14 protein-coding genes and 1 pseudogene are annotated in these 16,481 nt (G+C 68.9%); 10 read left to right on the top strand and 5 right to left on the bottom strand.

What is annotated here, in order from left to right; translation table 11 throughout:
- Nucleotides 1-78: 78 nt before the first annotated feature.
- The 4 genes from QE410_RS10250 to QE410_RS10235 all read left to right on the top strand — a co-directional run bounded on the left by QE410_RS10250 (nucleotide 79) and on the right by QE410_RS10235 (nucleotide 4,670).
- Complete coding sequence (locus QE410_RS10250) at nucleotides 79-1,359, top strand: hypothetical protein (RefSeq protein WP_307331339.1); 1,281 nt, start codon at nucleotides 79-81, stop codon at nucleotides 1,357-1,359.
- Nucleotides 1,360-1,834: 475 nt separating this feature from the next.
- The gene (hisD, locus tag QE410_RS10245; RefSeq protein ID WP_307331336.1) at nucleotides 1,835-3,136 is read left to right on the top strand and encodes a histidinol dehydrogenase; all 1,302 of its coding nucleotides are present in this window, start codon (nucleotides 1,835-1,837) and stop codon (nucleotides 3,134-3,136) included.
- 2 nt (nucleotides 3,137-3,138) lie between these two features.
- Nucleotides 3,139-3,639 (top strand): transcriptional regulator NrdR, encoded by a 501-nt coding sequence (nrdR, locus tag QE410_RS10240; RefSeq protein ID WP_307331334.1) that lies wholly within the window; start codon nucleotides 3,139-3,141, stop codon nucleotides 3,637-3,639.
- A gap of 5 nt (nucleotides 3,640-3,644) precedes the next feature.
- Nucleotides 3,645-4,670: a quinone-dependent dihydroorotate dehydrogenase gene (locus tag QE410_RS10235; RefSeq protein ID WP_307331331.1), complete on the top strand. Its 1,026-nt coding sequence runs from the start codon at nucleotides 3,645-3,647 to the stop codon at nucleotides 4,668-4,670.
- Nucleotides 4,671-5,028: 358 nt separating this feature from the next.
- Here QE410_RS10235 and QE410_RS10230 read toward each other — a convergent pair whose 3' ends face one another.
- A complete protein-coding gene (locus QE410_RS10230) occupies nucleotides 5,029-5,601 on the bottom strand; it encodes a DUF3043 domain-containing protein (protein WP_058232404.1) in 573 nt (190 codons plus the stop codon).
- Nucleotides 5,602-5,646: 45 nt separating this feature from the next.
- Here QE410_RS10230 and QE410_RS10225 point away from each other — a divergent pair, with 45 nt between their 5' ends.
- From QE410_RS10225 to QE410_RS10200, 6 genes are all read left to right on the top strand, one after another.
- Nucleotides 5,647-7,041 (top strand): dipeptidase, encoded by a 1,395-nt coding sequence (locus QE410_RS10225; RefSeq protein ID WP_307331328.1) that lies wholly within the window; start codon nucleotides 5,647-5,649, stop codon nucleotides 7,039-7,041.
- A 71-nt stretch (nucleotides 7,042-7,112) separates the two neighbouring features.
- Nucleotides 7,113-7,478: an iron-sulfur cluster insertion protein ErpA gene (erpA, locus tag QE410_RS10220; RefSeq protein ID WP_058232406.1), complete on the top strand. Its 366-nt coding sequence runs from the start codon at nucleotides 7,113-7,115 to the stop codon at nucleotides 7,476-7,478.
- Between the two features lie 166 nt (nucleotides 7,479-7,644).
- Nucleotides 7,645-8,526: a cytochrome c oxidase subunit II gene (gene coxB / locus QE410_RS10215; RefSeq protein WP_307331320.1), complete on the top strand. Its 882-nt coding sequence runs from the start codon at nucleotides 7,645-7,647 to the stop codon at nucleotides 8,524-8,526.
- 2 nt (nucleotides 8,527-8,528) lie between these two features.
- Complete coding sequence (ctaD, locus tag QE410_RS10210) at nucleotides 8,529-10,292, top strand: cytochrome c oxidase subunit I (RefSeq protein ID WP_307331317.1); 1,764 nt, start codon at nucleotides 8,529-8,531, stop codon at nucleotides 10,290-10,292.
- A 4-nt stretch (nucleotides 10,293-10,296) separates the two neighbouring features.
- Nucleotides 10,297-10,713 (top strand): cytochrome c oxidase subunit 4, encoded by a 417-nt coding sequence (locus QE410_RS10205; RefSeq protein WP_307331313.1) that lies wholly within the window; start codon nucleotides 10,297-10,299, stop codon nucleotides 10,711-10,713.
- 4 nt (nucleotides 10,714-10,717) lie between these two features.
- Nucleotides 10,718-11,509: a PP2C family serine/threonine-protein phosphatase gene (locus QE410_RS10200; RefSeq protein WP_307331310.1), complete on the top strand. Its 792-nt coding sequence runs from the start codon at nucleotides 10,718-10,720 to the stop codon at nucleotides 11,507-11,509.
- A 391-nt stretch (nucleotides 11,510-11,900) separates the two neighbouring features.
- Here the strand turns inward: QE410_RS10200 and QE410_RS10195 are convergent, their stop codons facing one another.
- From QE410_RS10195 to QE410_RS10180, 4 genes and pseudogenes are all read right to left on the bottom strand, one after another.
- Nucleotides 11,901-12,866 (bottom strand): alpha/beta fold hydrolase, encoded by a 966-nt coding sequence (locus QE410_RS10195; protein ID WP_307331307.1) that lies wholly within the window; start codon nucleotides 12,864-12,866, stop codon nucleotides 11,901-11,903.
- A gap of 101 nt (nucleotides 12,867-12,967) precedes the next feature.
- Entirely contained in the window at nucleotides 12,968-13,375 is a 408-nt protein-coding gene (locus QE410_RS10190) for a rhodanese-like domain-containing protein (RefSeq protein ID WP_307331304.1), read from the bottom strand.
- 178 nt (nucleotides 13,376-13,553) lie between these two features.
- A pseudogene (locus tag QE410_RS10185) lies at nucleotides 13,554-15,387 on the bottom strand (cytochrome bc complex cytochrome b subunit).
- Nucleotides 15,384-16,442, bottom strand: coding sequence for a ubiquinol-cytochrome c reductase iron-sulfur subunit (locus QE410_RS10180; protein ID WP_307331302.1), 1,059 nt, complete (start codon nucleotides 16,440-16,442; stop codon nucleotides 15,384-15,386). Before QE410_RS10180 ends, QE410_RS10185 begins: the two are co-directional and overlap by 4 nt.
- Nucleotides 16,443-16,481: the final 39 nt, after the last annotated feature.

Here is a 16,481-nt window from a genome sequence, read left to right as displayed (position 1 = left end):
CCCGGGAAGCCCAGCGGATGCCGTAGGGCCCATGACTAGGATGACGAGGCGCTCAGGCGCCCTGGTGAAAGGATCATCGTGACCGATCAGAACCCCCACGACGGGATCACGCCCGACGATCGCGAGCGTCTCGCCGCCTCCGCCGACGAGACAGCCGACCGCGACCGCCCCGTCTCCGCCGTGCGCGCCGCGGAGCACCGCTCCGTGCCGGCGTCGGCGCACGCCAACTCCGGTTCTCACGACCGGAACGACAGCCCCACCGGCCGGGCCCCGCAGTACGGGGTCGGTCCGTTCTCCATCCGCGAGGTCGCACTGCTCGGTATCTGGGTGGTCGCGTTCCTCGTCTCGTTCTTCCGCACGAACCTCCTCGACTCGCCGTCGGGTGTCCTCGTCGGCGGTGTCAACGTCTGGCTGTCGGGCCTGTGGTGGATCCCCACGATCGCGCTGCCGACCGTCGCCGTCGGCCTGCTGGTGCTGCGTCGCCTCTCGCCCCAGGGAATCCGCCGCGTCGGCTCCCTCGGCATCGACCAGTTCGCCTCCGTCGCCTTCACCGTCTCGGCGCTCGTCTGGATCGCGTGGGTGTGGGACACCGTCGTCGTTTTCGGCGAGACCGGCATCTGGACGCGCTCGTGGGTCATCTGGGTCGAGGCCGTCGTGCTGCTCGCCGGTGTCGTCCTCACCGTCTTCGCACCCCTCATCCCCCCGTTCTCGCAGGACTTCCGCGACCGCGAAGACGTCCCGGCGCACCGCAACGCACGGCCGATCCGTCCCGTCGTCGCCCGCCCGCGTGCGCCGCGCCCGCCGGCGCGCAGCCAGAGCGAGCACCACTCCGCGAAGGAGGGGGAGCAGTCGACCGTCCACGGCGCCGATGCACCCACCCCGGGCAGCTACACCGGGTCGACCGACCTCGCGCACGACGACGCCGCCCCGCGCACGTCGGTGATGCCGGCACACACCGCCGACGACAACGACACCGACGTGTTCGCACCGCTTCGCGTCGACCGCGACGAGGACCGCCACGACGAGAGCCCGCGTGTCGAGTTCACCCACGACGAGCACCGCCACGACTCCGACCGCGACGACCACGGCGCCGCCCGCTCCGCGAGCGAGACGACGTACGGACGCGAGGATGCCGTTCGCGACCGCCACGACGAGCGGGAGCACGCGCACGCACAGGCGTTCTGGGCTCTCGCCCCCGTCGAGCGCGAAGTCGTCGACGATTACGGCACGCCGATCTTCCGCATCGGGCCGACCGCGTGGGCACTCGTCGTCGAAGACCGCGGCGAAACGTTCGTGGTGCGTCACGACGACGGCCGCATCGGTTACCTGCACGACGTCTCCGGCGTCACCCGCGGGTGATCAGCGTCCGCGAGCCACGCGCCGTGCGCGGGTGGCTCGCGGAAGGGGCGCGTCTGCCATTCGGCCGCGGGCGCCACACCGGATGACCGTGAGCAGACGACGGCGCGGCGTCCGCGGGCGGGCGCTGAGCGCCGCCCCGCAAGCAGTTCGGCGCCCCGCCGTCCGCGAGCCGCCGGCGGAACACCGCCTACGAGCCGTCGGGCTCCCCACCGCCCGCGGGTCTTTCAGGTCTCCACCGCCTGCGGGTGTTCGGCTCTTCACCGCCCGCGGGTCTTTCGGCTCCTCACCGTCTGCGGGTCTTTCGGCTCTTCACCGCCCGCGGGTCTTTCGGCTCCTCACCGTCTGCGGGTCTTTCGGCTCCTCACCGTCCGTGATCCCGCCGGCTCCCCACCGCTCCGGAGTGCCCGGCTGAACGCCGCCTGCGAGCCGCCCGCGACGCGCGAGGGGGCGCGGAGACGGCCGGTAACCTGGACGCATGCTCCGCACGATCGATCTCCGCGGCCGCGTGCTCTCGCCGGCCGAGCTCCTCGCCGTGGTCCCTCGCGCCGACGCCGCGCGTGACGAGGCCCTGGCCACGGCAGCGCGTCTGGTCGACGACGTCGCCCACCGCGGCGAAGAGGCGCTGCGCGAGCAGGCCGCCCGATTCGACCGGGTGAGCGACCACGCCATCCGCGTCCCCGCCGACCACCTCGACGAGGCTCTTCGAGACCTCGCACCCGACATCCGCGCGGCCCTCGACGCCGCGATCGAGCGCGTGCGCACGGCATCCGCCGCCCAGGTGCCCGCCCCGGTCGTCACCGAGCTCGGCGCCGGCGCCCGCGTCACCCAGCGGTGGCAGCCGGTTCGCCGCGTCGGACTGTACGTTCCCGGCGGCAAGGCGGTCTATCCGTCCAGCGTCGTGATGAACGTCGTCCCCGCTCAAGTCGCCGGGGTGCGTGAGGTCGCGCTCGCGTCGCCTCCCCAGGCCGAGTTCGGTGGGCGTGTGCACCCGGTGATCCTCGCCGCCGCCCGCCTGCTCGGGGTGACCGAGGTCTACGCCATGGGCGGAGCCGGTGCCATCGGCGCGTTCGCCTACGGGGTGTCCGAGATCGGCCTCGACCCGGTCGATGTGGTCACCGGGCCGGGCAACAACTTCGTCGCATCGGCGAAGCGGGCCGTGGCGGGCCGCGTCGGCACGGACTCCGAGGCCGGCGCCACCGAGATCCTCGTCGTAGCCGACGGCACCGCCGCACCCGCTCTGATCGCCGCCGACCTGGTGAGTCAAGCAGAACACGACGAGCAGGCGTCGGCCGTGCTGGTGACCGACTCCGCCGCTCTCGCCGACGCCGTGCAGGCAGCGCTTCCGGCGCGCGTGAACGCGACCCGTCACAGCGAGCGCGTGACCGCGGCGTTCCACGGCCCGCAGTCGGCCGTCGTGCTCGTCGACGACATCGCCCAGGCGACGGCTTTCAGCAATGCGTACGCCCCGGAGCACCTCGAACTGCACCTCGCCGACCCGCGTCCCGAGGACTTCGTCAACGCGGGGGCGGTCTTCGTCGGCCCCTACACGCCGGTCAGCCTCGGCGATTACCTCGCCGGCAGCAATCACGTGCTCCCCACGGGCGGTCAGGCCCGGTACAACGCCGGCCTGTCGGCCGCGACGTTCCTGCGGCCCCAGCAGGTCGTGGAGTACGACCGCGTGGCCCTGTCCGAGGTGCGGGATGCCATCGTCACCCTCGCCGAAGCGGAGGCTCTTCCCGCGCACGGCGAGGCCGTGACGGCGCGTTTCGAGGCGTAGTCGTGCACTGCCCGTTCTGCCGAAACCCGGACTCCCGCGTCATCGACTCGCGCACGAGCGACGACGGGCTCAGCATCCGCCGTCGCCGGCAATGCCCGAAGTGCGGTGGTCGTTTCTCGACGGTCGAGACCGCGAGCCTGAACGTGATCAAGCGCTCCGGCGTGGTCGAGCCGTTCAGTCGTGAGAAGGTCATGTCGGGCGTGCGCAAGGCCTGTCAGGGTCGGCCGGTCACCGACGCCGATCTCGCGGTGCTCGCCCAGCGGGTGGAGGAGGCGATCCGGCAGACCGGGTCGTCGCAGATCGAGGCGAACGAGATCGGGCTGTCGATCCTCGGTCCGCTGCGCGATCTCGACGAGGTCGCGTACCTCCGATTCGCGAGCGTCTACCAGGCCTTCGACTCGCTCGACGATTTCGACGCGGCCATCGCGCAGTTGCGCGCCGATCACGCCGCTCGCGGCGCCGCCCCCATGAACGACGAGGTCGACGGGCGTCCAGTAGCCTGACGGTGATGTATCCCCTTCTCTTCCGCACGGTTCTCACCCGCTTCGATCCCGAGTTCGCGCACCACCTCGGCGCGCTCGTCATCCGCGCCGCGGGCGTCGAGCCGGTGGCATCCCTCGTTCGGCGGTTCACGGCGCCGACGCCCGACCAGCGCGTGCACGCTCTCGGGCTCGACTTCCCGTCGCCGTTCGGCGTCGCCGCGGGGTTCGACAAGAACGTCACGATGGGGCGGGGCCTGGGGGCCCTCGGCTTCGGTCATGTCGAAGTGGGCACCGTGACGGCTCTGCCGCAGCCGGGCAATCCCAAGCCGCGCCTGTTCCGCCTGGTGGCCGACCGCGCCGTCATCAACCGGATGGGCTTCAACAACGACGGCGCGGCAGCGGCCGCGGCCAAGCTCCGCCGCCTTCGTCGCTCGCGGACGCGTCCGGTGATCGGCGTCAACATCGGCAAGAGTCGCGTCGTCGCCGTCGAAGACGCCACGACCGACTACGTGCGCAGCGCGAAGCTGCTCGCGCCTCTCGCCGACTACCTGGTGGTGAACGTCTCGTCACCGAACACCCCCGGTCTGCGCGGGCTGCAGGCGGTCGAGACGCTGCGTCCGCTGCTGACGGCGGTGCGGGATGCCGCGGGCGAGACCCCGCTGCTCGTCAAGATCGCGCCCGACCTCGACGACGCCGAGGTGCAGGACATCGCCCGCCTCGCCGTCGACGCCGGTCTTTCGGGGATCATCGCGACCAACACCACGATCGAACGCTCCGGGCTTCGAACGGATGCCGCGACGGTCGAAGCCGCGGGGGTGGGCGGTCTGTCCGGTGCGCCTTTGAAGGTGCGTGCGGCCGAGGTCCTGCGACTCGTCCGTGAGGCCGTGCCGACGGATTTCGTCGTGATCTCCGCCGGGGGAGTGGAGACCGCCGACGACGTGCGCGAGCGTCTCGCGGCGGGCGCCACGCTGGTGCAGGGCTACACGGGCTTCCTGTACCGCGGTCCACTCTGGGCGCGACAGATCAACCGCGGCCTCGCGCGCACCCGCTGACCCGCCTCACGCCCGCTGACCCGCCCCGCAGTCGACGTTGCGGCGCGTGATGACGCGCCGCGCTCGTGTTGACTCGCCCCGCAGTCGCCGTTGCGGCGGGCGCTGACGCGCCGCGCGCGTGATGACGCGTCGCGCGCGTGCTGGCTCGCCCCGCGCGCTTGCCCCACACGCGCGACCCGCCTTGCGCGCGTGCCCCACACTCGCGGCCCACCCGGCGCACGCTGACGCGCCCCGCGCTGACTCGACTCGCGCGCCGCGTCCGACTTCTCGGTGCTCCGGTTCCCACCGGGCCGACCGGCGGGGAGAACAGAAACGGCGCACCCGAAGGCGCGCCGTTCCGGCTGATCCGAGGGGCTGATCAGACCGGGTACTGCCCGCGCTTGACCTGAGCCTTGGGCAGACGCATGAAGCGCATCTGCACGGTGCGCATCGCCGCGTACCAGCCGAGGCCCTTCTCGAGCTTGCTCTCGCCGAACTTCTCCTTCGCGGCCTTCTTGACGCGGATGGAGGTGATGATCATGTCGCCGACGACGAACAGGATGAAGATCCACAGCGCCACGAACGACCAGTACTGGAAGATCGACATGGGAATCAGGGTCGCGACGATGACGAGCACCATGAACGGCATGACGCCCTCGCCGAGGTGCCATCCGGCATCCACGAAATCGCGCGCGAAGCGGCGCTGCGGCCCGCGGTCACGCACCGGCAGGTAGCGCTCCTCACCGGCGGCCATTCCGATGCGGGCCTTCTCGCGCTGCGCGGCCAGCTCGGCACGGGCGCGAGCCTTCGCCTCCTTGGTGTCGGGAACGAGTGGGCGCTTGCGCGCGGCCTCCTGCTCGGCGCGCGACGGGGTCGCACGCCCCTTGCCCGTACCGATCTCCGTCGGGTCGACGGGGGTGTCGTTGGGAGCGGGGGCGGGAGACTTTGCCACGGAGACCTCGGAAGTTCGCTGATCGGGAGATTTAAGATTACCCGCATGACCCTCGACCTGTCCCGGCAGGACGCTGTGCAAAAAGCAGCGGACGCCGGCATCGCCGCAGCCCTCGCCGATCTCGGCTCGCTCGTTCGCATCCCCTCGATCGCGTGGCCCGCCTTCGACCAGTCCGCCCTGGTGAGGAGCGCCGACGCCGTCGCGGCCCTTCTCGAGGGCACGGGCGTCTTCGACACCGTGAAGGTCGCGCGGGCCGCGATCCCCGGCACCGACGAGATGGGGCAGCCCGCCGTGCTCGCTTCGCGCGCCGCACGCAACGGACGGCCCACCGTTCTGCTGTACGCGCACCACGATGTGCAGCCGCCCGGTGACGAGCAACTGTGGGATTCCCCACCGTTCCAGCCCACCGTGCGCGACGGTCGCCTCTACGGACGCGGTGCCGCCGACGACAAAGCCGGGATCATGGCCCACGTCGGGGCGATCCGCGCCGTCGCCGAGGTGCTCGGCGACGACCTCGACCTGGGGCTCGCCGTCTTCATCGAGGGGGAGGAGGAGTACGGCTCCCGCTCGTTCGCGCAGTTCCTCGCCGACAACGCCGATGTGCTCCGCTCCGACGTCATCGTCGTGGCCGACTCCGGCAACTGGGACGAGCGCACTCCCGGTCTGACCGTGTCGCTTCGCGGTAATGCCCGCTTCACCCTGACGGTGCGCACCCTGGCGCACGCGTCGCACTCCGGCATGATGGGCGGCGCGGTTCCGGATGCCATGCTCGCCACGGTCAAACTGCTCGCGACCCTGTGGGACGACGACGGCGCGGTCGCTGTCGAGGGCCTCGCCGTGCGTGACGCCGAGACGCCCGCCTACGACGAAGCCACACTTCGAGCAGAGTCGGGGCTCCTCGAGGGTGTCCGCCCGATCGGGCGCGACTCCATCCTCAGCCGCATCTGGAACAAGCCGTCGGTCACGATCACCGGGTGGGATGCCACCCCCGTCGCGTCGGCATCCAACACCCTCGCCCCCGCGACCAGCGTCGTCATCAGCGCGCGCGTCGCTCCCGGTCAGGATGCCGAGGAGGCGTTCGCCGCGATCGAGAAGCACCTCCGCGCGCACGCGCCGTTCGGCGCCCACCTGGAGTTCAGCGACATCGACTGCGGTGACTCGTTCCTCGTCGACACGAGCGGCTGGGCCGTCGGCGAGGCGCGCGCGGCGTTCGCCGAGGGTTACGGCGTCGATTCCGTCGACGTCGGGATCGGCGGCTCGATCCCCTTCATCTCCGACCTCGTGCGCGAGTTCCCGGCGGCGCAGATCCTCGTGACGGGGGTCGAAGACCCGCACGCCCGGGCGCACAGCCCGAACGAGTCCCTGCACCTCGAGACGTTCCGCAACGCCCTGGTCTCGGAAGCACTGCTTCTGGCGCGGCTGAATCAGCGCACCATCTGACGGGGCCACGGGGGCGGGATCGGCGTAGACTCGACTCGTCCCCGCGACCGATCAACCCGAAGGGCATCGCCATGACCGACACCACTCTGTCGTCCTCCGCCGAGACCCGCGAGCACGGCGTGGGCCTGACCGCCGCCGCCTCCGACAAGGTGAAGAGCCTGCTCTCGCAGGAGGGTCGCGACGACCTGCGCCTGCGCGTGGCCGTGCAGCCCGGCGGCTGCTCCGGACTCATCTATCAGCTCTACTTCGACGAGCGCTACCTCGACGGCGACAAGGTCGTCGACTTCGACGGCGTCGAGGTCATCGTCGACGACATGAGCGTGCCGTACCTCGACGGCGCGAGCATCGACTTCAAAGACACGATCTCGGAGCAGGGCTTCACGATCGACAACCCCAACGCGCAGGGCTCCTGCGCCTGCGGCGACAGCTTCCACTGAGCTCAGCCGCCGCTCGACGGCGCCGCTTTCGAGAACCCCCGGGACCACGGATCACACCGCGGAAACCGGGGGTTCTCGATGTCTCGGCACTGGACGAATGGCCTGAGAACCGTGAGAGGTTGCCGTAGACTGTCAAAGCTTCATCCACGACCCGGAAAGGTGCATTGTGCCCTCCAAACGTCGCCTTCGCTGGGCAGCGCTCCCTCTCGGGATCGCGTCCGTCGCACTCCTCTCGGGCTGCACCACGACCCAGCTGCACGGATTCCTGCCCGGCTTCGTCGATGACGGCACGCCCGCGACGAACCACACCGACATGGTCGCCGGCCTGTGGGTCAACTCGTGGATCGTGCTCCTGGCCGTGGGTGTCATCACCTGGGGTCTGATGCTGTGGTCGGTCATCGCCTACCGCCGTCGTAAGGGCCAGTCGGGCCTCCCGGTGCAGTTGCGTTACAACATGCCGGTCGAGATCTTCTACACGATCGTCCCGCTGATCCTGGTCGTCGGCTTCTTCGCTTTCACGGCGCGCGACCAGAACACGCTCGAGACGCAGTACGACGACCCCGACGTGTCCATCACGGCCTACGGCAAGCAGTGGGCGTGGGACTTCCAGTACAACGGCGAAGAAGAAGACAACTCCGACGCCGTGTACTCCATGGGCGTGCAGGCGATCGCGACCTCCGACGGGTACGACCTCGACGACGTGCCCACCCTCTACCTGCCGGTGAACAAGACGGTCAAGATCGACCTCCGCTCGCGCGACGTCATCCACTCGTTCTGGATCATCGACTTCCTGTACAAGAAAGACATGTACATCGGCCGCGACAACGAGTGGTCGTTCACGCCCACCCGTGAGGGCACGTACGAAGGCAAATGCGCCGAGCTGTGCGGTGAGTACCACTCCGCCATGCTCTTCAACGTCAAGGTCGTCAGCGAGGCCGAGTACGAGGACTACCTCGACTCCCTGCGCCGTGCCGGCGACGTGGGTGACATCAGCGACCTGTCGCGTCTGCAGAACCTGACGACGACCGGTACCGAAGGGAACGAGTGATCATGGCCACGACGCTTCCGCTCCAGGGGACGGGCCCTTCGCGCCCGACGACTCTCCCGCCGCGTCAAGCCGCGCTGCTCAGCACCACGCGTGTCGAGCAGAAGGGCAACCTGGTCGTCAAGTGGATCACGTCCACCGACCACAAGACCATCGGGTACATGTACCTGATCGCCTCCGTCATGTTCTTCATGCTCGGTGGCGTGATGGCACTGATCATCCGCGCTGAGCTGTTCGAGCCCGGCATGCAGATCATCCCGACCAAAGAGCAGTACAACCAGCTCTTCACCATGCACGGCACGGTCATGCTCCTCATGTTCGCGACGCCGTTGTTCGCAGGCTTCGCCAACGCGCTGCTGCCGTTGCAGATCGGTGCGCCCGATGTGGCGTTCCCGCGTCTGAACGCATTCGCCTTCTGGCTCTTCCTCTTCGGCTCCACCATCGCCGTGTCGGGCTTCCTCACCCCGCAGGGTGCGGCCGGCTTCGGATGGTTCGCCTATCAGCCGCTCGCCAACGCGAGCTTCTCCCCGGGCGTCGGCGGGAACCTCTGGATGCTCGGTCTCGGCATCAGCGGTTTCGGCACGATCCTCGGCGCGGTGAACTTCATCACCACGGTGCTGACCATGCGCGCCCCCGGTATGACGATGTGGCGCATGCCGATCTTCTCGTGGAACACGCTCATCACGAGCATCCTGATCCTGCTCGCGTTCCCGGTTCTCGCTGCGGCCATTTTCGCCGCCGCCGCCGACCGCGTGCTGGGCTCGCACATCTACAGCCCCGAGAACGGTGGAGTTCTGCTCTGGCAGCACCTGTTCTGGTTCTTCGGCCACCCCGAGGTGTACATCATCGCGCTGCCGTTCTTCGGCATCGTGTCCGAGATCTTCCCGGTGTTCAGCCGCAAGCCGATCTTCGGCTACAAGACGCTCGTGTACGCGACGATCGCGATCGCCGCCCTGTCGGTGGCTGTGTGGGCGCACCACATGTACGTCACGGGCGGTGTGCTGCTTCCGTTCTTCGCGCTCATGACGATGCTGATCGCGGTGCCGACCGGTGTGAAGATCTTCAACTGGATCGGAACCCTGTGGCGGGGCTCGGTCACGTTCGAGACACCGATGGTGTTCGCGCTCGGCTTCCTCGTGTCGTTCGTGTTCGGTGGTCTGACCGGCGTGATCCTGGCTTCGCCGCCGCTGGACTTCCACCTCTCCGACTCGTACTTCGTGGTCGCGCACTTCCACTACGTGGTCTTCGGCACCGTTGTGTTCGCGATGTTCGCCGGCTTCTACTTCTGGTGGCCGAAGTGGACCGGCAAGATGCTCAACGAGCGCCTCGGCATGGTGCACTTCTGGATGCTGTTCATCGGCTTCCACATGACCTTCCTCATCCAGCACTGGCTCGGCGTCGACGGCATGGTCCGCCGCTACGCCGACTACGCCGCGGCTGATGGGTGGACGTGGGAGAACCAGCTGTCGACGGTGGGCTCGATGATCCTCGGCGCTTCGATGATCCCGTTCCTCCTCAACGTGTGGATCACTGCTCGCAAGGCGCCGCGCGTGACGGTGGACGACCCGTGGGGCTACGGGGCATCGCTCGAGTGGGCCACGTCGTGCCCGCCGCCCCGTCACAACTTCACCTCGATCCCGCGTATCCGTAGCGAGCGCCCCGCGTTCGACCTGAACCACCCCGAGGCCGGTATCCCGGTCGGTGTGGGCCCGGCGAAGGACGCGCCGGACGCGCCCGTCGTGGATGCCGCTGCTGGAGAGGTCAAGTAAGACGATGCGTACCAATACCAACCTCTGGTGGATTCTCGCGGTCTTCTCGTTCCTGATTGCGGCGGTCTACACCGTCTGGAGCCTGCTGCAGCACGGCGGCGTCGAATGGGTCGGCACTGTTGCCCTGGCGTTCCTGGGTCTCATGTCGACCATGATCGCCTTCTACATCGGGCGCGTCCTCAAGGCGCAGCGCGGTGAACTGCCCGAAGACACCCTGACGGCAGACATCGACGACGGCGACCCCGAGGTGGGCGAGTTCAGCCCGTGGTCGTGGTGGCCGATCGTGCTCGCGGCCTCCGCGGCGATCGCTGTGATCGGCCTCGCGGTGGGCAGCTGGCTCGTCCCCGTCGGTTTCGCGGTCTTCGTCGTCGCGATTGTCGGGTGGGTGTACGAGTACTACCGCGGGTACTTCGCGCGCTGATCCTGTGCCCGTTCGGCTGATAACGGCCGCCGTCTCGGATGCCGGCGCCCACCGTCCCACCAACCAGGACGCCGCCTTCGCGGCGTCCTGGGGTGCGGCCGTCGCGGACGGCGTCGGCGGTGGTCCGTCCGGTGATCTCGCTTCGGCGGCCCTTGTGCATCGTCTCGTCGCGACGCGCGGTGGCGGTCTCGACGCCGATGGTCTTCTCGTGCGTATCCGCGAGGCGAACTGGGACATTCGGGCCCACGTGGAACGCGACCCTGCTCTCGAGGGCATGGCTACGACGTTCACCGGAATTTTCCTGAGTACGACGGGTGACCTGCTCCTCGCGCACACGGGTGACTCGCGGGCCTATCTGTTGCGCGACGGCGAGTTCTCACGCGAGACGCGTGACGACTCGTACGTCCAGGCGCTCGTCGACCACGGCATCATCCCGCCCGAGGCGGCGGCGGCGCACCCCCGACGCAACATCATCACGGCGTCACTGGGTGGCGCAGAGGGCGACGTCGTTTCCGTGGCGGAGCGTCCGCCCCGGGTCGGTGACCGCTGGGTCCTGTGCAGTGACGGTCTCACCGACTACGTGCCCGAAGCGGATGTCGCCCGTCTCATCGCCGAGGCTGACGATCCGCGCGCGGCGGCGGCGTCCGCCGTGGCCCTCGCACTCGAGGCGGGGACGCGCGACAACGTGACGGTCGTCGTCTGCGACGTCGTCGACGACGATGACACCGCGACGGCGGAGCCCGTGTTCTTCGGTTCCGCGGCTCGCTGGTTTGCAGAAGACGTCGAGACGGCCTGACGGCGGCGCACTGGCGGGCACCTGCTGGCGGCGAGTTGCCACGTCTTGCGCGACACGCTCCAGCGTTCGCGTTTGCGTTCGGCTCGCGGTCGCGCTCGGCTCGCGCTCGCGGTCGCGTTTGCGTCCGACTTGCGTTGCGCTCGCGTCCCTGTTTGCGCTGAGGTCCCCGTAGCGCTCGCGTTCCCGTTGCGCTTGCGCTCGCGTTCGCGTCCCCGGTGGGGCGGGACGAGACGAGCCTCGCGCACCCGTAGACGCCCGCTGAGCCTGCGAGAGCACGCCGACCGCCGCATCATCCCGATGGGTGATGGAATGGGCGGCCGACGGCTGCGGTGGCCGGTTGCGAGTCCGGCTAGCCGCCCCCTCGGGCAGAGTACGGGTGCGCGAGACGCTCTCAGCTCGCGCTGCGCCCGAGGGCGGCGCGCGCGAAAGCGTCGATCGCCGCCCCGGCCAGCTCCGCGCTCCGCGGACCCCCGTGCCCATCCTCCTCGACGATCTCGAGGCGGCTGCCGGGCCACGCGCGGTGCAGCTGCCAGGCGGTGAGGGCGGGCCCGCTGATATCGCGCCGCCCGTGTACGAGGACCCCCGGGATGCCCTCCAGTTGGTGGGCGCGGGGAAGCACCGCGTGTTCGCCCGGCAGGAAGCAGTCACGAGCCCAGTAGTGCGTCGCCAGCGTTGCGAAGTTGAGACGGTGCCGGGCGTCCTCGTGGAGGGGGCCTGGTGTGGACAGGGGGCCGAGCGAGATGTGGGTCGCCTCCCAGGCGTCCCATCTGTCACCCGCGTCGATGCGCACCCGCGGGTCGTCGTCTGTCAGCAGACGCGCGTATCCGTCGATGGTCCGCTCATCCGGCCGCAGTGGCTCCCGCAATCGCTCGTGCGCTTCGGGGAAGACCGGAGCGATGCCGTCGGTGATCCAGTCGATCTCCCACCGGCCGCCGGTCGTCACGGCCAGGTTCACGATGGCGGACACCTGCCGGGGGTGGGCCAGCGCATAGGCAAGGGCGAGCGTGGAACCCCATGAGACGCCGTGCACGAGCCACGCATCCACGCCGAGGTGCCGGCGCAGCGCTTCGATGTCGTCGATCAGGTGGGCGGTGGTCTGGTTCTCGAGGCTTCCGAGGTCGTCACACGCCCACGGCGTGCTCCTCCCGCATCCGCGCTGATCCAGGCCGACGATGAGGTGGAGTTCTGGATCGAAGCGGCGACGGTAGCCGCCCTTCCCGAGCCCTCCGCCCGGGCCGCCGTGGAGGTATAGCGCCGGTCGTCCGGCCGGGTTGCCCGAGGCCTCCCAGTACAGCCGTACCCCGTGCGGACGGTGGAGGAAGCCGTGCGTGAAGGGTTCGAGTGGCGGGTGCTGCATCCCGGCATCCTATGGCAGGGGAGGAGGGATGCCGTGGGCTCACCGATCCGTCGTCGCCACGGACAGACGACACCGCTCCAGCCCGCCAGGGAACGTGCGCGTCAGCGACGCACCACCATCACGGTCGGGTCGAAGACGCGCTCGCACGGCCCGAGGTCGTTCTCGAACGGTTGTCCCTCGCGAACCCAGTACTCGTAGCCGCCGATCATCTCCTTCACCGAGTAGCCGAGCTGGGCGAACGCGAGAGCGCCCTTCTGCCCGGCGTTGCAGCCCGGGCTCCAGCAGTACACGACCACGGGGGTGTCCCGGTCGAGCTCGAGGGGGGCGCGCTCCGCGATCTGCCGGTACGGCATGTGGATGGCGCCGGAGACCCGCCCCTGCGCCCAGGCGTCCTCGCCGCGCACGTCGACGAGCACGAACCGTTCTCCCGCTTTGTGCGCAGCGTAGACATCGGACGGGTCGGTCTCGACGGCGAGGCGGTTCTGGAAGTACTGCAGCGCATCTGTCATTCCTCCACGTTAGAGAGAAGCGGGCCGGCGGGGGAGAGATCCGGATGCCACAGTGCCGCGGGTTCCTGCCAGAGCGGCGGCGTTGCTCTCACGGCATGCCGAGGAGAGCCCGCGCGGAACGCACCTCGGGAACGACGAAGCCCCGGTGTCGATGACACCGGGGCTTCGTTCGAGGCGCTTACTCGTTCTTGTCGCGCGGTCCGTTCAGACCCTTGGGGGCCGGGAACTCGACCTCGACCCGCTCGCCGACCGCGTTGCGGGGGCGACCGTCTTCGTCGGCACGAGCATCGGCGCCGGCGATCTCGTCGGCCTCCTCGTGCGCGATGTGGTCGAGTTCGTGGTGCTGGTGAGCCACCGCGGCGTCGATTTCGGCCTGCGTGAGCGGAGCGAGACGGTCCTCGAAGAACCAGCGCGACACCGCGGCGCGAACGTTCTCGTGCCAGGGGATCTGACCCTTGTCGTTCGGGCGGACGACGAGGGGCTCGTACGTCTCGTTGTCGACGAGCTTCCACCGCTCGTACTCATCGACCGGCTGGTGAACCTCGATGTACTCGCCGCCGGGGAGGCGCACGATGCGGCCCGACTCGTAGCCGTGCAGGGCGATCTCGCGGTCCTTCTTCTGCAGCGCGATGCACATGCGCTTGGTGACGAAGTAGGCGAGGATCGGGCCCAGGATCAGCAGGGCCTGCAGGGCGTGGATGACGCCCTCCATCGTGAGGTGGAAGTGCGTCGCGACGATGTCGGACGATGCAGCGGCCCACATGACGGCGTAGAACGTGACGCCTGCGGCACCGATCGCGGTACGCGTCGCGGCGTTGCGCGGACGCTGGGCGATGTGGTGCTCGCGCTTGTCGCCCGTGACCCACGCCTCGATGAAGGGGTAGATGAGCACCAGCACGATGAACAGACCGAGCACGGCGACGGGGAAGATGATGTTCCACGACCACGTGTGGCCCCAGAGCACGAACTCGAGGTGCGGCGGCACGAGACGCAGAGCACCGTCGGCGAAGCCGATGTACCAGTCGGGCTGCGTACCGGCCGACACGGGGGAGGGGTCGTACGGGCCGTAGTTCCAGATCGGGTTGATCGTCACCAGCGCCGCGATCAGCACGATGACACCGAACGTGATGAAGAAGAAGCCGCCCATCTTGGAGGCGTACACCGGCATCATCGGGTAGCCCACGACGTTGCTGTTCGTGCGGGCGGGGCCGGCGAACTGCGTGTGCTTGTTGATGATCATCAGCATGAGGTGCACCGCCAGCAGCGCGACGAGGATCGCCGGCAGCAGGAGGATGTGCAGCGTGTACAGGCGACCCACGATCGCGGTGCCGGGGAATTCGCCGCCGAAGAGCAGGAACGAGGTCCAGGTACCGATGATCGGCAGGCCCTTGATCATGCCGTCGATGATGCGCAGACCGTTGCCCGAGAGCAGGTCGTCGGGGAGGGAGTAACCGGTGAAGCCCTCGGCCATCGCGAGGATGAAGAGGATGAAGCCGACGACCCAGTTGAGCTCGCGGGGCTTGCGGAACGCACCCGTGAAGAACAACGCGCAGCATGTGCACGCCGATGCCGGCGACGAACACGAGGGCGGCCCAGTGATGGATCTGGCGGACGAGGAGGCCGCCGCGCAGGTCGAACGAGATGTGCAGCGCCGATTCCATCGCCGCGGACATCGCGATGCCGCGCATGGGCTCGTACGCACCGTTGTAGTGCGTTTCGACCATGGATGCCTGGAAGAAGAACGTCAGGAAGGTGCCGGACAGCAGCACGACGACGAAGCTCCACAGGGCGATCTCGCCGAGCATGAACGACCAGTGGTCGGGGAAGACCTTGCGGCCGAGCTCTTTGACGATGCCCGACATGCTGGTGCGCTCGTCGAGATAGTTCGCCGTGGCGCCGACGAAGCGGCCGCCGAGCGGCTTGCCGTCACGCCCCGCGGGCGCCTGCGGCGGACCCGAATAGACGGCCGGTTCGGTCGTGACGTTCTCGGTGGGGTGAGTACCGGTACTCATGAGCGCTCCCAGAAGCTGGGGCCGACGGGCTCTTGGAAGTCACTCTGCGCGACGAGATAGCCCTCGGCGTCGACGGTGATGGGGAGCTGCGGCAGGGGACGGGCGGCCGGGCCGAAGATGACGGCCGCACCGTTGGCGACGTCGAACTGCGACTGGTGGCAGGGGCACAGGAGGTGGTGGGTCTGCTGCTCGTAGAGCGCGACGGGACAGCCGACGTGCGTGCAGACCTTCGAGTACGCGATGATTCCGTCGTACGACCAGTCCAGGTTGTTGGTCTCGGGGTTGAGCTGCTCGGGCTGCATACGCATGAGCAGGACGATGGCCTTGGCCTTCTCTTCGAGGTAGCCCTCGTCGTGTCCGAGGCCTGCCAGCTCTTCCGGGATGACGTGGAAGGCGGAGCCGAGGGTCACGTCGGCCGCGCGGATCGGACGACCCGAGGGGTCGTGCGACAGGCGCATGCCCTCTTTCCACATGGTGTGGCTGAGGAGCTTGACCGGATCCTGGTCTTGCGGCGCGAGACCGCGGAACAGCGTGATCCCCGGGATGATCGAGGCCGCCAGCGCGGCGAACATCGAGTTGCGGATGATCTCGCGACGTCCGAATCCGGAGTCTTTGTCGGCCTCGGCGAAGACGTTGATCGCACCCTCGCGGACCTCGTCGCGTCCGCGGGTCGCGTGGCGGTCCTCGATGTACTCCTTGTCGGACATGACCGACTTGCCCCAGTGGATGGTGCCGATGCCGATCGCCAGCAGCGCGAAGGCGATGCCGAGCCCGATGAAGAGGTTGTTGTAGCGGATGTCGATCATCGCGCCCGACTCGATCGGGAAGATCATGTAGGCGATGCTCGCCCAGATGCTGGCCGCGACCGAGACGTAGAACAGGGTGTAGACCGTGCGGACCGCACGCTTCATCTCCTGCGGATCCTTGTCGGTCATCCGCTGGCGGTGACCGGGAAGACCGGGGTTCTGTGCGGCGTCGGGAACCGCGACGGCGAGCCCCGAGCCGGGCTTCCAGGAAGCCCTCCCGTGCTCGAGTGCGTCGTCCTCGTGTGCCATGGTGCTCCTCGTGCGTTTACGTAATGTCGAAGACGACGG

Source organism: Microbacterium sp. SORGH_AS_1204, assembly GCF_030818935.1.
Classification (GTDB): Bacteria; Actinomycetota; Actinomycetes; order Actinomycetales; family Microbacteriaceae; genus Microbacterium.
This window is presented reverse-complemented; position numbering and strand designations above follow the sequence as displayed.

What these genes read in the sequence shown, in the direction of transcription:
- hisD (WP_307331336.1), top strand. Translation starts at nt 1,835, where the DNA reads ATGCTCCGCACGATCGATCTCCGCGGCCGCGTGCTCTCGCCGGCCGAG.
- QE410_RS10235 (WP_307331331.1), top strand. Translation starts at nt 3,645, where the DNA reads ATGTATCCCCTTCTCTTCCGCACGGTTCTCACCCGCTTCGATCCCGAG.
- QE410_RS10225 (WP_307331328.1), top strand. Translation starts at nt 5,647, where the DNA reads ATGACCCTCGACCTGTCCCGGCAGGACGCTGTGCAAAAAGCAGCGGAC.
- erpA (WP_058232406.1), top strand. Translation starts at nt 7,113, where the DNA reads ATGACCGACACCACTCTGTCGTCCTCCGCCGAGACCCGCGAGCACGGC.
- ctaD (WP_307331317.1), top strand. Translation starts at nt 8,529, where the DNA reads ATGGCCACGACGCTTCCGCTCCAGGGGACGGGCCCTTCGCGCCCGACG.
- QE410_RS10205 (WP_307331313.1), top strand. Translation starts at nt 10,297, where the DNA reads ATGCGTACCAATACCAACCTCTGGTGGATTCTCGCGGTCTTCTCGTTC.
- QE410_RS10195 (WP_307331307.1), bottom strand. Translation starts at nt 12,866, where the DNA reads ATGCAGCACCCGCCACTCGAACCCTTCACGCACGGCTTCCTCCACCGT.
- QE410_RS10190 (WP_307331304.1), bottom strand. Translation starts at nt 13,375, where the DNA reads ATGACAGATGCGCTGCAGTACTTCCAGAACCGCCTCGCCGTCGAGACC.
- QE410_RS10180 (WP_307331302.1), bottom strand. Translation starts at nt 16,442, where the DNA reads ATGGCACACGAGGACGACGCACTCGAGCACGGGAGGGCTTCCTGGAAG.